Origin of the sequence: Desulfosporosinus orientis DSM 765, assembly GCF_000235605.1 — a bacterium.
Taxonomy (GTDB): Bacteria; Bacillota; Desulfitobacteriia; order Desulfitobacteriales; family Desulfitobacteriaceae; genus Desulfosporosinus; species Desulfosporosinus orientis.
This window is the reverse complement of sequence record NC_016584.1, coordinates 1,185,977-1,202,951: the sequence shown is the minus strand read 5'-3', so window position 1 is coordinate 1,202,951 and position 16,975 is coordinate 1,185,977. Positions and strand designations below refer to the sequence as shown.

14 protein-coding genes are annotated in these 16,975 nt (G+C 39.1%); 2 read left to right on the top strand and 12 right to left on the bottom strand.

Features of this window, described 5'->3' with window-relative positions:
- The first annotated feature begins 544 nt into the window (after positions 1-544).
- Together DESOR_RS05770 and DESOR_RS05765 are read left to right on the top strand one after the other, a co-directional pair.
- Positions 545-1,348, top strand: coding sequence for a biotin--[acetyl-CoA-carboxylase] ligase (locus tag DESOR_RS05770; protein ID WP_014183667.1), 804 nt, complete (start codon positions 545-547; stop codon positions 1,346-1,348).
- 147 nt (positions 1,349-1,495) lie between these two features.
- Complete coding sequence (locus tag DESOR_RS05765) at positions 1,496-3,595, top strand: sigma-54-dependent Fis family transcriptional regulator (protein ID WP_014183666.1); 2,100 nt, start codon at positions 1,496-1,498, stop codon at positions 3,593-3,595.
- 48 nt (positions 3,596-3,643) lie between these two features.
- On the opposite strand, the gene DESOR_RS05760 is transcribed toward DESOR_RS05765, so the two are convergent.
- The 12 genes from DESOR_RS05760 to DESOR_RS05705 all read right to left on the bottom strand — a co-directional run bounded on the left by DESOR_RS05760 (position 3,644) and on the right by DESOR_RS05705 (position 16,739).
- Entirely contained in the window at positions 3,644-4,420 is a 777-nt protein-coding gene (locus DESOR_RS05760) for an energy-coupling factor transporter transmembrane component T family protein (RefSeq protein WP_014183665.1), read from the bottom strand.
- Positions 4,413-5,297 carry an energy-coupling factor transporter ATPase gene (locus DESOR_RS05755; RefSeq protein ID WP_014183664.1) on the bottom strand — a complete coding sequence of 295 codons (885 nt, stop codon included), beginning with the start codon at positions 5,295-5,297 and terminating at the stop codon, positions 4,413-4,415. The genes DESOR_RS05760 and DESOR_RS05755 overlap by 8 nt, the downstream gene beginning before the upstream one ends.
- A 15-nt stretch (positions 5,298-5,312) precedes the next feature.
- Positions 5,313-5,849: a biotin transporter BioY gene (locus tag DESOR_RS05750; protein WP_014183663.1), complete on the bottom strand. Its 537-nt coding sequence runs from the start codon at positions 5,847-5,849 to the stop codon at positions 5,313-5,315.
- A gap of 262 nt (positions 5,850-6,111) precedes the next feature.
- Positions 6,112-7,086, bottom strand: coding sequence for a biotin--[acetyl-CoA-carboxylase] ligase (locus tag DESOR_RS05745; RefSeq protein WP_242832517.1), 975 nt, complete (start codon positions 7,084-7,086; stop codon positions 6,112-6,114).
- Between the two features lie 90 nt (positions 7,087-7,176).
- Positions 7,177-7,575 carry a PaaI family thioesterase gene (locus tag DESOR_RS05740; RefSeq protein WP_014183661.1) on the bottom strand — a complete coding sequence of 133 codons (399 nt, stop codon included), beginning with the start codon at positions 7,573-7,575 and terminating at the stop codon, positions 7,177-7,179.
- A gap of 96 nt (positions 7,576-7,671) precedes the next feature.
- Positions 7,672-8,484, bottom strand: coding sequence for an EFR1 family ferrodoxin (locus DESOR_RS05735; RefSeq protein WP_014183660.1), 813 nt, complete (start codon positions 8,482-8,484; stop codon positions 7,672-7,674).
- Between the two features lie 243 nt (positions 8,485-8,727).
- Positions 8,728-8,988 carry a hypothetical protein gene (locus tag DESOR_RS05730; protein ID WP_014183659.1) on the bottom strand — a complete coding sequence of 87 codons (261 nt, stop codon included), beginning with the start codon at positions 8,986-8,988 and terminating at the stop codon, positions 8,728-8,730.
- A 392-nt stretch (positions 8,989-9,380) separates the two neighbouring features.
- On the bottom strand, positions 9,381-10,253 hold the full coding sequence (locus DESOR_RS05725; RefSeq protein WP_014183658.1) for an enoyl-CoA hydratase/isomerase family protein: 873 nt from the start codon (positions 10,251-10,253) through the stop codon (positions 9,381-9,383).
- 336 nt (positions 10,254-10,589) lie between these two features.
- The gene (locus tag DESOR_RS05720; protein WP_242832460.1) at positions 10,590-12,290 is read right to left on the bottom strand and encodes an aldehyde ferredoxin oxidoreductase C-terminal domain-containing protein; all 1,701 of its coding nucleotides are present in this window, start codon (positions 12,288-12,290) and stop codon (positions 10,590-10,592) included.
- A gap of 66 nt (positions 12,291-12,356) precedes the next feature.
- The gene (locus DESOR_RS05715; RefSeq protein WP_014183656.1) at positions 12,357-13,508 is read right to left on the bottom strand and encodes an iron-containing alcohol dehydrogenase; all 1,152 of its coding nucleotides are present in this window, start codon (positions 13,506-13,508) and stop codon (positions 12,357-12,359) included.
- Between the two features lie 25 nt (positions 13,509-13,533).
- Positions 13,534-14,937, bottom strand: coding sequence for a permease family protein (locus DESOR_RS05710; protein ID WP_014183655.1), 1,404 nt, complete (start codon positions 14,935-14,937; stop codon positions 13,534-13,536).
- Between the two features lie 389 nt (positions 14,938-15,326).
- Positions 15,327-16,739: a sigma-54 interaction domain-containing protein gene (locus tag DESOR_RS05705; RefSeq protein ID WP_014183654.1), complete on the bottom strand. Its 1,413-nt coding sequence runs from the start codon at positions 16,737-16,739 to the stop codon at positions 15,327-15,329.
- Between the last annotated feature and the right edge of the window lie 236 nt (positions 16,740-16,975).

Here is a 16,975-nt window from a genome sequence, read left to right as displayed (position 1 = left end):
TAATTAATATTTCGCTTTGTTATTTTCTTTCTACGTAACGCAGGAAATATAAGTATCCAATAATACAGTTTCCCTTTCACCTCCATCAATTTGATAATCTGCGGTTAATCGTAAGTCTCGCTGTTTAAATATTATATAAACGATACCTGCGCCACTGGTCTATGATTGGGCATAAATACAACCTATGTGTCGTTTTATATTGCAATAACCGTGCCAACCATTGATTTACTTCATTAGAAACGAATATAGCCCTACTGATCTGCAATACTTAAATATTTATAAAATATTATGTATTGATTTATTCAAAATCTATGAATTAAACTGTATGGTTATATGTACAATTTTCCGGTTTTATGAACACATTTGCCTAAAAGTAATAGTAAAATCAAACTATATATATTTACCTTATAACTAAAAACCACCCTCCTGCTCTTAGTCCATTATTTTCTCTTCACGCCATCTAGCTTGATAATTGACGGTAAGCATAAGAAGGTGGTATTTTTATTTTTATAAGGCTGTCCTAAAAGGGAGGATTTTGTTGCAAATGGAAAATGCCAGTATCTACGATGAGACTTGCTTGCCTCATAAGCAATTTAAATTACTTGGCAAGGGAATTCATTTTTATCGGGTGCTCTCTTCAACTAACAGTATTGCAAGACAAATGGCTAAATCCGGCGCTGCTGAAGGCGCTATCGTTATGAGCCGATCCCAATCCGCCGGTCGAGGCAGGATGCAACGCCAGTGGTTCTGCCCACCTGGTAAGGGACTACTGCTTTCCATGCTATTAAGACCTCAAATCAACGTGCAATTTATTCCTCAACTTACTCTTTTAACCGCAGTCGTCGTTGCCGAAACAATAAAAATAGTAACTGGCTGTGCATCCGGAATAAAATGGCCTAACGATATTTTGATTAACGATAAAAAGGTCTGCGGCATACTCGCAGAGAGTAGTTTTTCCAAAGATAAAGTCGAGTACGTAATCATAGGCTTAGGCATAAATGTAAATCTGGCTGCCAAACATCTTCCCCCTGATTGTAAGGAAACCAGCACTTCTCTATCCTTAGAACTGGGTCATAACGTTTCCCGTATTAAACTGCTTAAACAGTTTATTATAAGTTGGGACGAGCATTTCCAAGGCTTTGTAAAAGCGGGGCATCCTTATCTCCGCAGCAAGTGGATTGGGAACAACGTAACCCTAGGAAAAAACGTTACTGTTACCAAAGGAAAGGATTCATCTCATGGAGTGGCGGAAGACTTGAGTGAAAATGGTGGACTTGTAGTTCGCTTATCTGACGGATCATTGGAGGAATATCTGGCTGAGGATGTGAGTTTAAGAAAAAGCTTATAGTATCTGCCCTTATTAGGGACTATAGCTCTTGACAGTACTTACAGAATATGTATTTTATAATGTTAGATTCTATAGTATAATAATCCAAAAATCAGTACCAGCATGTCTAAGTATTTTTCTAAGCAACTCTGGGAGGAGAATAGTATAATGGTGGTTCCTGAAAACTTAAATTACACTTCATGGCTTACCGTCAAACAGATGATGAATAAGAATTTTATAGTTATTCATCCAGATGATTCTCTACGGACTGTAATCCAGCATTACCAGGATTCCAGGCTGGATACTCTTCCAGTCGTTGATTCTAACGATAAGTTAATTGGAGTTTTTCCTAAAAAAAGGCTATATAAGGCACTTCTAGATGGTTCTAGCTTAGATGATCCGTGTACGCCATATATAGTTAATAGGCCGATCACTGTATCATGCGATCTATGCTATGATGATATATCGATGGTAGTACGAACCAGTAATAGCATGGTTGATTATGTGGTTGTCGTTGATCATGAAAATAAGCCCGTCGGTATGATTGGAACAGCAGAATATCTTCGTGGAAGTCAGAAAGTGATTATGACATCTCACGTTTTGCTTGAGTCTATATTCAAGGCAAACTATGAAGGTATTATAGTTATCGATAACAATGGAGGAATTTTACGAATCAACCCTGTTGCTGAGAAAATGTTTGGGCTAAACGCCTCCGAAATCAAAGGTTTGAACTTGGAATATGTTCTTCCAGACCTTAAATTATTTAATAAGCCTAATCGAGGAATTAAGCAGACGATACAATCCCTGCCGGTCATCGTGAGCCAAGTACCAATTGAAGCCGATAATGTGAAAATCGGTACGAAAATTGCCTTTGTAGATATATCCGACCTGGAGGAAATGGCTCGCGAACTGGAAATAGTTAAGGACTTGCAAACCAATCTTGATGGAGTCCTTAACGCTTCCTCTGATGGTGTTTTTGTCTCGAACGTTGTAGGTTCCATAAAATATGTTAATGAAAGTGGCTGCCAGCTTGTTGCTGATACAGCAGAAGCAATGACTGGAATGCCGATCAAAAAACTATTATCAGAAGTTCCCGTTGAGGTAGGAAAAACCGGGATTGCTGAGGTTGAAGTATGCACAATTAAAGGCAGAAATTGTATCGTATCACATGTTCCAATTAACAAGGTCATCTATAATGATACTGAGACTGTTGGTGTAGTCAGTACAGTCTATCTTGGTGATAATAAACTCACAGAAGAAATCGCCCGGAAATGGCTCTCTTTAAGACAACAACTACAGTATTACCGTGATGAAGTTGAAAAGCATGGTAATAGCTTTGATGATTTGGTCTCCAAAAATCCAGCCTTTATGAAGATGAAAAATGACGCCCAGCGCATTGCGCGCAGCAGCTCAACTGTCCTTCTAACTGGCGAAAGTGGCGTAGGTAAGGATATGTTTGCCCATGCGATCCATGCCGCCAGTCCCCGAGCAAAACATCCCTTTGTAAAAGTTAATTGTGCTGCCATCCCTGAACCCCTATTAGAATCTGAACTCTTTGGCTATACTGCAGGTTCATTCACCGGAGCCTCACGTAAAGGTAAAATTGGTTATTTCACTCAGGCCAATCAAGGAACGATTTTCCTGGACGAAATCGGAGACATGCCTTTATCGATCCAGGCCAAGATATTACAGGTATTGCAGGATAAAGAATTTATGCAAGTAGGGGGAGTCACCCCCGAAAAGGTGAACGTTCGTATTATAGCAGCCACAAATAAGGATTTGCGTGAGGCGATAAAAGAGGGAACGTTTCGATTAGATCTTTACTATCGTCTAAATGTAATCCAATTTAATCTACCTTCACTCCGAGAACGTTCTGAAGACATAATACCTTTGGCCGAGGTTTTTATGAACAAATATAACAAAATATTAGGATCCAATGTTGTCGGGATAAACCAAGCCGCCCAGGAAGCCTTATTAGTTTACTCCTGGCCGGGTAACATAAGGGAACTCGAAAACTGCATCGAACGAGCCGCCAATTTTGTTTGGGAGGGCGAAATTGGCCTCGAACACCTCTCGGCTCAGATCTTTCAATTTAATCAAAAAGCCTATGAACCTTCTTCCTATCGAGCGGTGTTAAGTGATGTTGATAAAGAAATGCTTTTAGTAGCTCTAAAAAAAGCTAAAGGCAACAAAAGTGCCGCCGCCCGTCTCCTTAAAATGAGCCGATCAGCATTTTATGAAAAACTGGGCAAATATAATCTTTGTTAAAGTCAACGCCAAAAACGTCCCAATAATGGGACGTTTTTGGCGTATTATTTATACTATTACTACTATTAATACTACAAGGATCGCCGCAATTAAACCATAATCGCTGGGTGATAAGACGAGCTCTCGCAGGTAGGTACGTTGGCCCTGTTGATAACCTCGGGCTTGCATGGCATCCACCAGCTCATCACAACGACTAAAGACCTTCACCGCCAAAGGCACTGCCAGATAGCTAATAACCCTTATTTTCCCCCTTAAGCGACGCGGGTTAAAATTAGCACCTCGTGCCAATTGAGCTTGACTGACGCTGTTCATTTCATCCATCAGCGTCGGCATAAACCTTAAGGCTAAAGCTATCAACATAGCAATATCATGAGACGATATCCCCGTAATCCTTATGGGCCTCAGAAGTCGTTCCAACCCCATAGTAATTTCAGACTGGGTGGTAGTCATAGTCAATATTGATGCTGCCACCACGAGTAGCAGAAACTTCCAGACTTGTATAATCCCGAGGTTTAACCCCTCGTAACTAATCTGCATCGGTCCGATAGGAAATGGTGGTATCGAACGCCCAGGAGTAAAGAAGATATACATCAAAAATAGAAAGGAAAAGAAAGGCAATACTGGGTGCACCGTTCTTAAAACTGCGCTCAGGGGTAGACGGGCAAGTAACGAGACTACTAGGGCCGCAACACTAACAACTAGGAGACCCACCATGTTTACTTTGAAAATCATTATGCTAAGAGCTATTACCGCTATTAGTTTTACTCGAGGATCTCTGCTATGGACAGGTGATTCTTGATAAACGTATTGCCCAAGCTTATACATTTCCATCCGCCTTCTGTGTCATAATAACTTGGCTTGAATTTTTAAAGCGTTCCAACAAGGTGATTATTTCCTTAACCGCAGTGTCAATCGTAAAGACACTAGTACTCACATCCGCTCCCCCCTGCTGCAGCTTCCACATCAACTCGGTGATAGTAGGAGGTGCTAGGCCCAGTGACTTAAGCCACTCCACTCGGCTCAATATGTCATCTGGTTTTCCATCAGCAACTAATTTACCCTTATCCATCACTAGCACCCTCTCAGCTAAAGCTGCCTCCTCCATACTGTGGGTCACATGTATGATACCCAGTCCTTGGGAGTTTAAGGTTTTCAGTAAAGTAAGTACCTTCTTTTTACTTTCCGGATCCAGAGAGGCGGTAGGCTCATCAAGCACGATCAATTTAGGTTCCATAGCCAGCAGACCAGCCAAAGCCAGCAGTTGTTTCTGACCTCCGGAAAGTGTATAGGGTTGGCGGGTCCGTAGTTCGGTCAAACCTACCATAGCAAGAGCCTGGTCCACACGCCGACGAACTTCTGCGGTTGGTAACCCAAGGTTGCCCGGACCAAAGGCCACGTCTTCCTCCACGCTCATTCCGACAATCTGATTATCCGCATTTTGAAAAGCCATACCGACTAGGCGACGAATTTCCAGAAGACGCTTCGAGTCACTGGTACTGAACTCATCGACCTGAACTTCACCGGCTGTAGGAAGAAGTAATGCATTAAAATGCCGAATGAGTGTGGTCTTGCCACAACCATTGGGACCGATAACAGCAATATACTCACCCTCACCTATAAGTAGGTCAAGGTTTCTGAGGACTGGGGAGCGACCTTTTTCATAGGCATAAGTCAGGTTACGAACCCTGAGCATATTTTTCATGATTATGGTCTCTCCCTATCGTTTTATTGCATGGCGTAATTTAAGAGAAATCAGAACCGTCGTTATTAGCTTAAGCATATCTCCAATGATAAAAGGAACTACACCTGCCATTAAGGCTTTTGCTATGGATAAGTGCGCTACAAACGAAAGCTGTACTACACCCAAAGTATAAATCACTAAGTTTCCTACGACTAGAGAAAATCCGGTCCAGACTAAGCCCGGTTCATTCTTTGTTTCCATAAGTTTACCGATAACGAAAGAACCTACAATGAAACCAATAAGGTAGCCACCAGAAGGGCCCATTAGTGTTCCAAGACCTGCTTTACCGCCGGCAAAGACAGGTAAGCCGATTATACCCAAAAGTACGTAGACAACCTGGCTCAATGCGCCTGTAGTTCCACCTAAAAGAACCCCAGCCAAGCCCGTGAAAAGAGTCTGCAGAGTAATGGGCAGCGGTTGCAAGGGAATAACTATTAGTGAGCCTATTGCTGTCAAGGCTCCAAACATCGCAGCATAAACCATTCGCCGCAAAGAATTATTACTTTTATCCATCTTCTTAGATCTCCCTCTATCTTTTTTAGTTCCAACAGATATAGATTCTAGTGCTCGTCTGGTATTCCTTTGTGTTTGAAATGACAGGGGACTTGCGACAGAAAACTTTCCCTGTCGCAAGTCCCCTGTCACTCTACCAGTTTTAGATTATGAGTAACGGTATCCTGCCATCATTATATTGTTATCGCATTTTATTGTCAACTATAAAAGCAACTTTACCTTAACATATACTTGATGGGTTATATCTTAAGAAAGATGGACATTAGGACAAGATCGTTATCTCACCAGACATTATTGTGTGGATTATACCTGATTGATCGCGAAGCAAAAGGAATCCATAATCATCGATATCTACTGCCTGCCCAATAATAACACCGTTTATAGTATCTAATTTTAGTTCTTGTCCGATGGCCAGTGACAAGCTTTTTCCTTTTTCAAGAGTGCCTTCAAAGCTGCCTGCCAGCAAGTCGAAATAGCGTCTCTCCAACCTTACAAGTAAACCTTGGAGTACCTTGACTCGAGAAACTAGACGCTGATCTTCAACCCTCACCGATGTAGCGGGAGTTCGAAGGTCGCTAGGAAAGTCCTGAAGCTGGTTGTTTATATTTAAACCAATTCCAACGACAATGTATTCGATGCCGTCCATATCGGAAACTACTTCAGATAGAATACCTGCTATTTTCTTGTTGTTAACTAATATATCGTTAGGCCACTTAATGCGGGCTGGTAAGTCAAGTTCCTCTTCCAGGGTTTCCGCTACAGCCACTGCCACTAAGAGAGAAATTCGAGAAATTTCCTTCATAGGCAAGACTGGTCGCAGAATTAGAGACATATAGATTCCCTGGTTTCGCGGCGAGTACCAACTCCGCCCGCGGCGACCCCGTCCAGTTGTCTGCATATCTGCAACTACTAGAGTTCCCTCGGGATATCCTTTGGATGCTAAGGTTCGTGCTTGGCTATTTGTCGAATCAATTTCTTGGTAATAGATATATTCCTTCCGGCCAAATACTTCACATGCCAGTCCAGGACACACTTCGTCAGGTGACAGGATATCTGGAGGAGAACTAAGGCGATAACCCTTTTTCGGAGATGATTCCACTTCGTATCCCTCTGCCAGAAGAGCCTTGATGTGATTCCAGATGGTCGTACGAGAAACTCTTAAGCTTTCACTTAACATTTCTCCCGAAAGCCATTCCCCATTCTTTTCTTTTAGCGCCTGTAATACTGCATCGCGCATACTCAATCGATTCACCCCCTAATAATGTGACAAGGGGCAGGTTCTTAATCGTCCCCTTGTCACGCTTTTCACGTAGTCACCCCTAAATACTTAACGAGCCATTTGCCTAACCATAAAGGTAGCGGTACCTATGGCCAATAGTTTACCTGCATCATTCTTTAGTTCGCCTTGGGCAACCACAACATTTCTTCCTTTTTTGATCACCTTTCCCTCGGCCCAGAGAGTTCCTTCACTAATTGAACTCAAATAATTTACTTTAAGTTCTATGGTCGAAGCGCCTTCTCCCGAGTCTAATTGTTGGTTAACCACGACAGCAATAGCTGAATCAATCATAGAAGCGATAACCCCTCCATGCAGATTTCCATAAAACTGTAACAAATCCTCATTGACAGTTAATTGAATTCGAGTTATTCCATCAACGCCAACAATTGTTGACATCCCTATATGTTTCCAGAATTTACCCGATTCTAGATCTGCAACTCGAACCATTATATATCATCTCCTAATTATAATTATTTTAAAACATATCATAATGACCTAGTATATCATTTGTTAACACAGTGGGGTGTGACTGAATCTTAGTTTTTATAGAAATAGCTCTGGTTCTCTTCGAGAAGCAAATTCAATTTCTAGTTCGTATTTATGTCTTAGATAATCTTCATCATCATAGTACTTGGCTTGAGTAGGGCAATTCTTAATACAAGCACCACATTTGATGCAGATTCCAATTAACCTTGACACATCTTCCTTATCGATGGAACCCATAGGACAGACACTTACACAAAGCTTACAATTGTTACAATCGCTATTGGTTAGTGGAGTGACTTTCCGAATATCAACTGGTTCGCCTTGTAGATTTTTAGGCCTATAATAATCGCGATAAGGAGACTTTCCTTTGACGTTGACAATTTGGAAATCAGCTTCGGCAGTTATTTTTGAATATATTTGATCAGCAAAATCACTGGCAATTGCCATATCCTTTTCATCCGGTCTATCTTTGGCAAGAATTTTGGAAAATGAGTGCTCGCCTATAAACGCGCCGCCAGCAATTACTTTAAAACCGTTCAGCTGAAGGATATCTCTCAACTCTATTAAAGCATCATCATAATTTCTATTTCCGTAAAGAACTACTGCAATTGCTAAGGCGTCATTACCCTTGATAGAATTCAAATATTTTAATAATACATTGGGAACTCTTCCCGCAATGACTGGAACTCCTACAACCACTATTTCCTCTTTTGTAAAAGACACGGGTTCTTTTCTAGCATTGGGTAGTGTAAAATCAAAACTCTTTACAACCATTCCTTTTTCGAGGTTCTCAGAAATTTTCTCAGCGATTCTCGACACTACTTTTCTAGTGGTTCCTGTGGCACTAAAAAACATCGTATTAACCTTCATGCTATCCCTATCCTTCCACAATAGATTTTATATGTCAACCCACAAACCATTTATGAGCGAACAATTGTCAATTCATTATAACCCTTTTACTAAAATTATTATATAATTCACAAACTTTATTATTTTTATCATTGTATAAATAAATTGAATTGCACCTGATTTATGAAAAATCCTCTACGGATTTTTCATAAATCAGGTGCAAAACTTTTTTTGTCTTGCCAACAGATGTTTTGGTAAATTCCGTTAGTCTAATTGATAATTGTAATTTGTTAGTTGAAAATTAATTAGGTTTCTTCCTTCTGACCTGTCAGAGTATAATTCACGGTCAAATTTAATACTATTGGCAAAGTTTACGAGTGTAGTAACCTGCCCAGGGTCACATTCTAAGGCAACAACTGTGAGAAGGAATTCTAATGACTGTCTAATCTCCCTTTCTTCACCTTTATGGATTGAATAGGCCAGCGCTTGAAGATAATCGATTTTCTCTTTTACATATACTCTCACGCATCAACACCTCCTATAACATATTTTATCTAGATATTGACAGATAAACAATGGATTTAATCATAAAATTCTGAATCTTTAAAAAATTTTTATGACCTAAATTATGCATTTTTAAATATCTTTATTATTATTGATTTATTTTTTTTAAATAATCCCATAGTAAGACATTTTTTTATTTGATAAAATCAGAAAAAAAACAGGAATAGGAATGTATCTTCCTATTCCTGGGCCTCTCTTAAGTTCTACATACAAGTCATATTCCCCAAAACAATCGTTCAATTCTCAACTTCTGTCCGATCAGATTAAGAATCTTTCACAAGCCATAATCTTTTATTTTCCAGTAAGAATTATTGTATACAATGAAAGATTAATGTTCTCTAACAGATCATTGCTTATTGTCCAGTAAAGAGCGGCTTACGCTTCTCCTTAAGCGCATTTAGTCCTTCTTTATGGTCGGACATTTCCGAGACAATTGCCATTTGCGAAGAAATTAAATCTAAAGCAGTTCGCAAGTCGTTCGTTCGTTGTGCAGAATAAACGGCCCGTTTAATCATTTGAACGCATACTGGAGGAGATTCGGCAATTTTTTTGGCTAACTCTAAGGTGGCATATTCTAATTCCTGAGCAGGAACTACTTTGTTGATCATACCCATTTCTTTTGCCTCAGATGCAGAAATGAACTCTCCCGTCCATAAGAGTTCCAAAGCGTTAGCAACTCCTACCAAACGTGGCATATAGAAAGCTCCACCGTCACCCGGAACAACACCAGCTTTTACATAGCCTGCAGAAAGTTGGGCATCTGCTGCGGCAATCCTGATATCACACATTAGCGCCATATCAAGGCCTGCCCCTATCGCCATTCCATTAATACCACAAATTACAGGCTTATCCATCAGTTCTAATGTTAGAGCAATTTTATGGATATGATTCGTCAAAGATCGCTTACGGTCAATGGCCTTCACACCCCAAGTCTCATTATTGTCATCGCACCCGAGAAATCCCTTTCCTTGTAACATGGCATCGACATCACCACCAGTAGAAAAAGCCTTACCTTTGGCAGTTACCACAATAACCCTAATAGTTTGATCCTCCTGGGCATCTTGTAAAGCTTCTGCCCATTTATTAATCATCGGTAAAGAAAAGGCATTGTACTTCTCAGGTCTGTTTAGTATAATCCTTGCTAAAAATCCATCCTTTTGATAAAGCAAATGATTTTTACATTCTTGAGGATTTTTATTAAATTGGTTACTTTCTTGTTCTGCCATCACTTTTCACTCCTATGTTCTACTTGCATTCTTTACTATACCCGTCATTTTTCTCATTAGCAAATTGTTAAAGTAATTGATATCAATAATATCAATTACAATTAATAATAATAATATACAAAATAATGTATTTAAAGCTTAGTCTATTTATTGTAAGCCTTCTAAGGAAACCTTTTTCCTTATGATCTTTTAAGAATACAATGATAATACAAATTAATTCACTTATTAAATAAAGACTAGCATTGTTTATAAAAGCAATAAAAAGAACGCTGGATACATTTGAATCAGCGTTCCTAATAATTAGTGGGAAATAAATCATACCGAAATTTTTGACTATTAGTATTTAAAATTCTTTAATTCCTCTGCTGGTATATCAAAAAAGTATCCATTGTTAGGCAAAGGTTCTTCTCTAAAAAACCTAGGCAGATCATTTTGTTCATTGTCGATTCCTGCTAATACATTAAATTCAACTTCTTTTTCTAGGATCGAACGGGCTAGATCATATAGCTTTTCTTCATTTATTTCTTCGCCAGTAAAGGAGCTTGCTAAAGCTGAAAATACTGGCATATTCTCTTGTACTGGTCCGACGAAAATACAAATCCCCAGGAAATCGCAGATCATGGTTATGATCTGTAAATTTTTTGATAGATCAACTTGACCATTATCTTCATAAGGTTTTAATCCTCCGCGTCCTGGCAGGCAGTTGCCGGAAGTATGATCCGCTCCCATAGGCGAGGTAGCATAAGTTACTCCAGTGCCCTTCAAAGCTCGCGGATCATATGCCGATAATCCTTGACCTTTAACCGCAGGAACTCTGCTAACCTTTAGTATTCTCCCTGTTGCAACAGCTCCCTGTCCAATGATTCGGCCTATTTTAACCCCTGTTACGATATCATTAATAGCTTCTTTCATTTGCTCAAAATGACCAAATTGCAAAGCACCCCCTTCCATAGCAACACCCAAACTTACACCCGTCTCCATCGTATCCAAACCCAGATCATCGCACAGTCTGTCTAACTGAGCAATTTCATCTAGATTATTGATTCCACAATTCGAACCTAACAAGGCAATCGTTTCATACTCTAAACTCGCGGTTACATAATCGCCTTGGCCATTATTAAAGACATTGGAACATCGTACTGCACAACCTCTTGAACAGGCATGTCCGGTTTGTCCCTTTCTTTCGTTACATAATTGATTAAGCCTTTCTCCACTAAACTCTTCAGCTTGGTCATTATATCCCATACTAAAGTTACGAGTCGGTAACCCTCCTACAGCATTAATGGCATTAACTAATAAAGCGGTTCCATAATCTCTAAGTCCTTTTTTAGTTTGATATAATTCAAGCGAAAATTTCTTGACGATTTCCAAAAATCTCGTCTTATCCCGGGGTTCAGGAACAGAATCATTCGATTTACTAATAACAATTGCTTTAACACCTTTACTTCCCATCACAGCACCTAAGCCGCCTCTTCCGGCATGCCTTGATGGTCTTCCTTCAGGATCGCTGAATGCTATTGTTGCCATAGCTGACCCCACTTCACCAGCAGGACCAATCGAAATAATCGAACACTGATCTCCGAATTCACTTCGTAGATTAGCTACGGTATCGTAATTTCCCAATCCCCTTAGGTTATTTCTGACTTCTAATCTTAAATTATTTTTTTCTACGATAATAATCGAAGAATCTTCTTTATCTTTAGGAAGATGTTCGATTATCAAAGCTTTAATATTATGACCCGCTAAATACTGCCCTGCAGTTCCTCCTGCATTACTCTCTTTGATGGTTCCAGTTAAAGGACTTTTAGCCCCAATGGAAGTGCGCCCTGATGATGGAGCAATTGTACCAGTCAACAGCCCCGGTGCTATTACCAGCTTGTTTTCATCTCCAAGGGGAGAAGATTTCGGATCCAGTTCATCACTAAGTAAAAGCGAAGTAAATCCTCTTCCACCTAAATGTTTATATCTTTGGGACACTTCTTCTTTTATAAACGTTTTATCTGTCATATTAATTCTATAAATAAACAACTTCAACACTCTCCATTTCGAATTAAAGTAAGATAAGGAGGTACCGAAGTCAAACTTTGTACCCCCTTATGAATATTACAATGCTTTTTGATAGAGAGCCTCAATGTCAGCTAACAATGTTTGGCGCGGATTAATCAGAACATTCCCACTTTTCATAGCATCAATCGCCATGTCATGGATTAATTCTTGTTTTACTCCAACTTCCGAAAGGGTTTTTGGAATGCTTAGTTGCTCTAACAATTCCTTTATTTCATTTACCAACATTTCCGGTACAAATGAACTACCGTTATCTGCACGTTTGATATAGTTATATATTTTTTCGTATTTTCCATTATCAGCAAGAGCATTAAATTCCAGTATTGTCGGCAGCAATATAGCGTTTGCAATACCGTGCGGAACTCCGAAAAATCCACCTAATGGGTGAGCCATTGCATGGCAATCTCCCAGCCTCGCCCAAGAAAAAGCTATCCCCGCAAACATACTACCGAGCAACATACCAGAGGCGGCTTCAACGTCACCTCGATTAGCTACAAATCGTCTAATGTTCATACCTATCAATTCCATTGCCTTCTCAGCCATAGCATCTGAAAAAAGAGACGATGCTCGTGACAGGTAGGACTCTACTGCATGTGTAAGGGCATCCATACCCGTTGCTGCCGCTACTAGAGCCGGAAGTGTTGATATCATACTAGGGTCGAGTAAAGCTACTTCCGGCACAATTTCATAACTAAAGACTGTTAGCTTATAGTTTTTCTCCTTATCTGTTATAACTGCAAAAGGAGTTACCTCGCTCCCTGTACCGGCTGTTGTAGGTATAGCAAGGATTTGGACCGAAGTGCTTTTGAATTTGTTAGCCCCCTCATAGTCCTGGATTTTACCGCCGTTCGATGCCAGCACTGCTATGGCCTTTGCTGTATCCATTGGGCTACCGCCCCCTAAACACACAATACCATTCAATCCTTCCATTTTGTACATAGCTGTTGCTTTATCAACAGTATCACACGATGGATTAGCTTCAACGTCCAGAAATATTGAATACTTTGTGGAAGCTGCATCCAGAACATCCGTTATTTTTTTTACCATTCCAGCTGCTTCTAACCCTCGGTCCGATATAACCAATACATTTGTCAAGCTCATAGTTGAGAGTATTTCTGGCAATTTTGAAATACTATTTTCACCATATATTACTTCACCTGGAACTTTGAATGAAAAAGAACTAAATGTCATTGGTAGATTGCCTCCTTGAATTTTGTTAATTTACTGCCTTATTAACCTGATTACTTATTCTTCCTCCTGGTACCCCTAGCTTTTGTACTACTATATAAAGGATAATTCCCGACGCCAGCCCATAAATAGGACCTCCAATAGCTAAAATAGCACCAACAACTCCTGCTACCCCTTGTTCTTCTTTTGTTTTTACCATCTCCATGGCAATATAGAAACAAGCGAACCCTTGTACCATAATAGTAAGAGCGATAGCAATCGGGAGTATTGGTCTAAAGAAAGCTACTAGCGGCAGCGACAAAACACACATCCACTTTACAATATTAAAGGTTCCTGAGCCTCCAAAGATGGAATCCATAGCTTGACGCCCTTGTTTATATCGTTCTGCTACTGATACTGTCATAGCAGCCCAGAGCGGACCTGAAAGAGTAAGTGTTGGAAAGAACGTCCCTTCTATCATATTTCTGAAGCCGCATAAAATATTGGTTCGATTTGGGTTCATATCGATTTCTTCGTCATCTCGAAATTCATTAGCTTTCTCTATTATTGTTTGGCCAATTACGATGTCTCCAAAAGCGATAATGTAAGCTACTACTGCCATCGGCAATGCTGCGATGAAGACAGATAAACTTGGAAAGCCTATCCCAAATGCATTATAGGTTTGAAATACTTCGCTAATACGAGGAACAAAGAAGCCCCATTCAGTAATCTTAGGAACTGGAACCTCGCCTACTAACATTCCAACGATCATGGCACCGATTATTCCTGGTACCATTCCATATTTGGCAAGGGTAGTAATAATAGAGCCAGCTTTTTTCTTCATTTCCTTAAATCCTCTGGCATAGAGAAGAAAAAACGCAATCACAATTCCCACCGACATGGATACAGGATATTTGGCAAATCCTACGCCTCCTGAAGCAAGGGGTAAAAAACCATATTTACCAATAACTGCAGCCATACCTGCTCCTAAAATGATGCCAGCTTTCATTGAATTAGGTACAATGTCCAACAATTTTTTAGCCAATCCGGTAACACCTAACACAAGGAATAATAAACCAACCGTGATCTGCAAGGCTATGAGTGCCTCGATTCGATCCACACCCATAGCATACTTTGATAGAAACCCAATGGTTAGCGGAACGGCAGGTGTTATCCAACCGGCTATAATAGGGTCTCCAAATAACTGGTGCAAACTGTAAGTTATCTCGTGAAATAAAACAATTGTCAACGCTACTTCAAAAGAAATACCGAACATATCTTGAAGAAACGCTGTTGCCCCTAGTCCGGTCACAAACATAAAAATAGCTTGGATTATTTCCGGTACCTCAACACCATAGTGGATAAAAGGTAGTCTAAATTTAAAGATTCCCATTGGAATATAAGGTTGTTCATCTCCTTGTTTTCTTCGTGCACTTGGCAACATAAAGGCCATACTAATCCCCCTTTTTTTAGATAGTCATATGATCATAAAAATAATGACCGTTATTATAACCTCCTTTCACAATACTATCGTTTTATATTAGCAATTATTGTGCCATTTTTGAAAAATCAGTTAATTCGGCATTTCGTCGATAGAACACAATTTTATTAAATGAAAAACTGAGTCCATTAGGACTCAAATTTATTGAAAAATTTTTTAATTCTTATAATTCTTATAATTAAACTGCAAACAACAACAAAACCAAACAAATTTATTCCAACAAGATTAAATTAAAGCAAATACAATGAACAATCATTTTTATCCATGATTAAAAATTTACTCAGCGATTCAATTTGGAATCAAATTGAATCGCTGAGTGCAGGTAAATATGTAAAAGCATATTAGTTTTCAGTAGACCAAGAATTCTGAAAAATAATGCCGTATTTTTTGGCTTTTTTTATCAAACAGGATTGACTAATCCCTAATTTTTTTGCAGCTTTTCTAGTTGTTCTTAGTTCCATTAAGGCTTTCGTTATCATTTTCTTCTCCAAACAAGCTACCGAATCTATTAAAGAGTAGCTTGCATGAAGTTCGGGAATTTGGATTTCTGACAATAATGCCTTGGGTAAATCCGTTGGCTCTAAAATATTATGATCTACCGTCACTATCAGTCTTTCAAGAGTATTTATTAATTCTCTGATATTTCCGGGCCATGAATAGGATAAGAAGCACTTCATCGTTTTAGGGGAAAGTGTTTTAATAATCTTATGCTTCTTTGCAAAGTATTCCAGATAATATGAGGTTAACGGCAGAATATCCTCTACTCTATCACGCAAAGGAGGTATTAACAGTGGCACAACATTAAGTCGATAGTAAAGGTCTTCACGAAATAATTTTTGTTTTACCATCTCATACAAATCTTTATTTGTCGCGGAGACAACTCTGACATCAGGCTTGATTGGTTTTGCCCCCCCCAATCTTGTCAACTCTTTATCCTGAAGCACTCTTAACAATTTCGCTTGGAGTTTAAGTGGAAGTTCTGCGATTTCATCTAGAAAAATTGTACCGCCATCGGCAATTTCAAATAATCCCGCTTTTCCACCTTTTCGCGCGCTGGTGAAAGCACCTTCTTCATAGCCAAAGAGTTCTGATTCCAGTAGATCTCCAGGTATCGCACCGCAATTAATTTTTATATAAGTTCCTTTTAAGGATCTCGAGCTATTTTCATGAATTAGCTCAGCTATTAATTCTTTACCTACCCCTGATTCCCCTTGAATTAGAACCGTAGTATCCACTCTAGCAAGACGTTCTCCCATTTCAATTGCATTTTGCATTTGCCCGCTTTTAAAGATTATCTTCTTGTGATTCCGTTTATTCTTAAGTTGATGAATTTCGCGCTCATAGAAGACTTGGAGCTCCCTGGAATGTTCTAATTTTCTTTCTAAGTTATTAAGCTCAGTCATATCTCTAACGTTAGTGACAACTCTGATAATTTCCCCCTGATTATTAAAAATTGGGTTTCCTGTAACTAAGATTTCCTTTCCAGTACTGATCGTCTGTTTCATTGTAATTGTTTTTCTCTGTTCCAGTACTTTAAAGGTTATCGATTCACTGATTAACCCTTGCTTCACTATGTCTTTAATATTCTTGCCTATTAGCTGTTCAAGTGATAAACCTGTAATTCGTTGATATGCACTATTAACACGTAACGTATTCCCTTCAGAATCAGTCAAATATATGCCGTCATAGGATGATTCGAAAATAGCATTAAGTTCAACCATCAAATCGTCTGAATCATTGTATTTTTTTATCATATTAAACCCTGCCCTTTAACTTTTAAAACTATCAATTACATCCAAGAATCCGCTACTCCAACAACATTAATTTTATACTTTTCCTAAAAGTAAATAAATAAATAATTTATTTAAAATTCATATAATTATAACACAAGCTGTACAGTTCTAATCCACAATACGTTATGTAATCAAGTGTCACTTAATCAGATTTTCTTACTCTCAATTTTTTTGCAAGGTTGTATTTTGGATTAGTT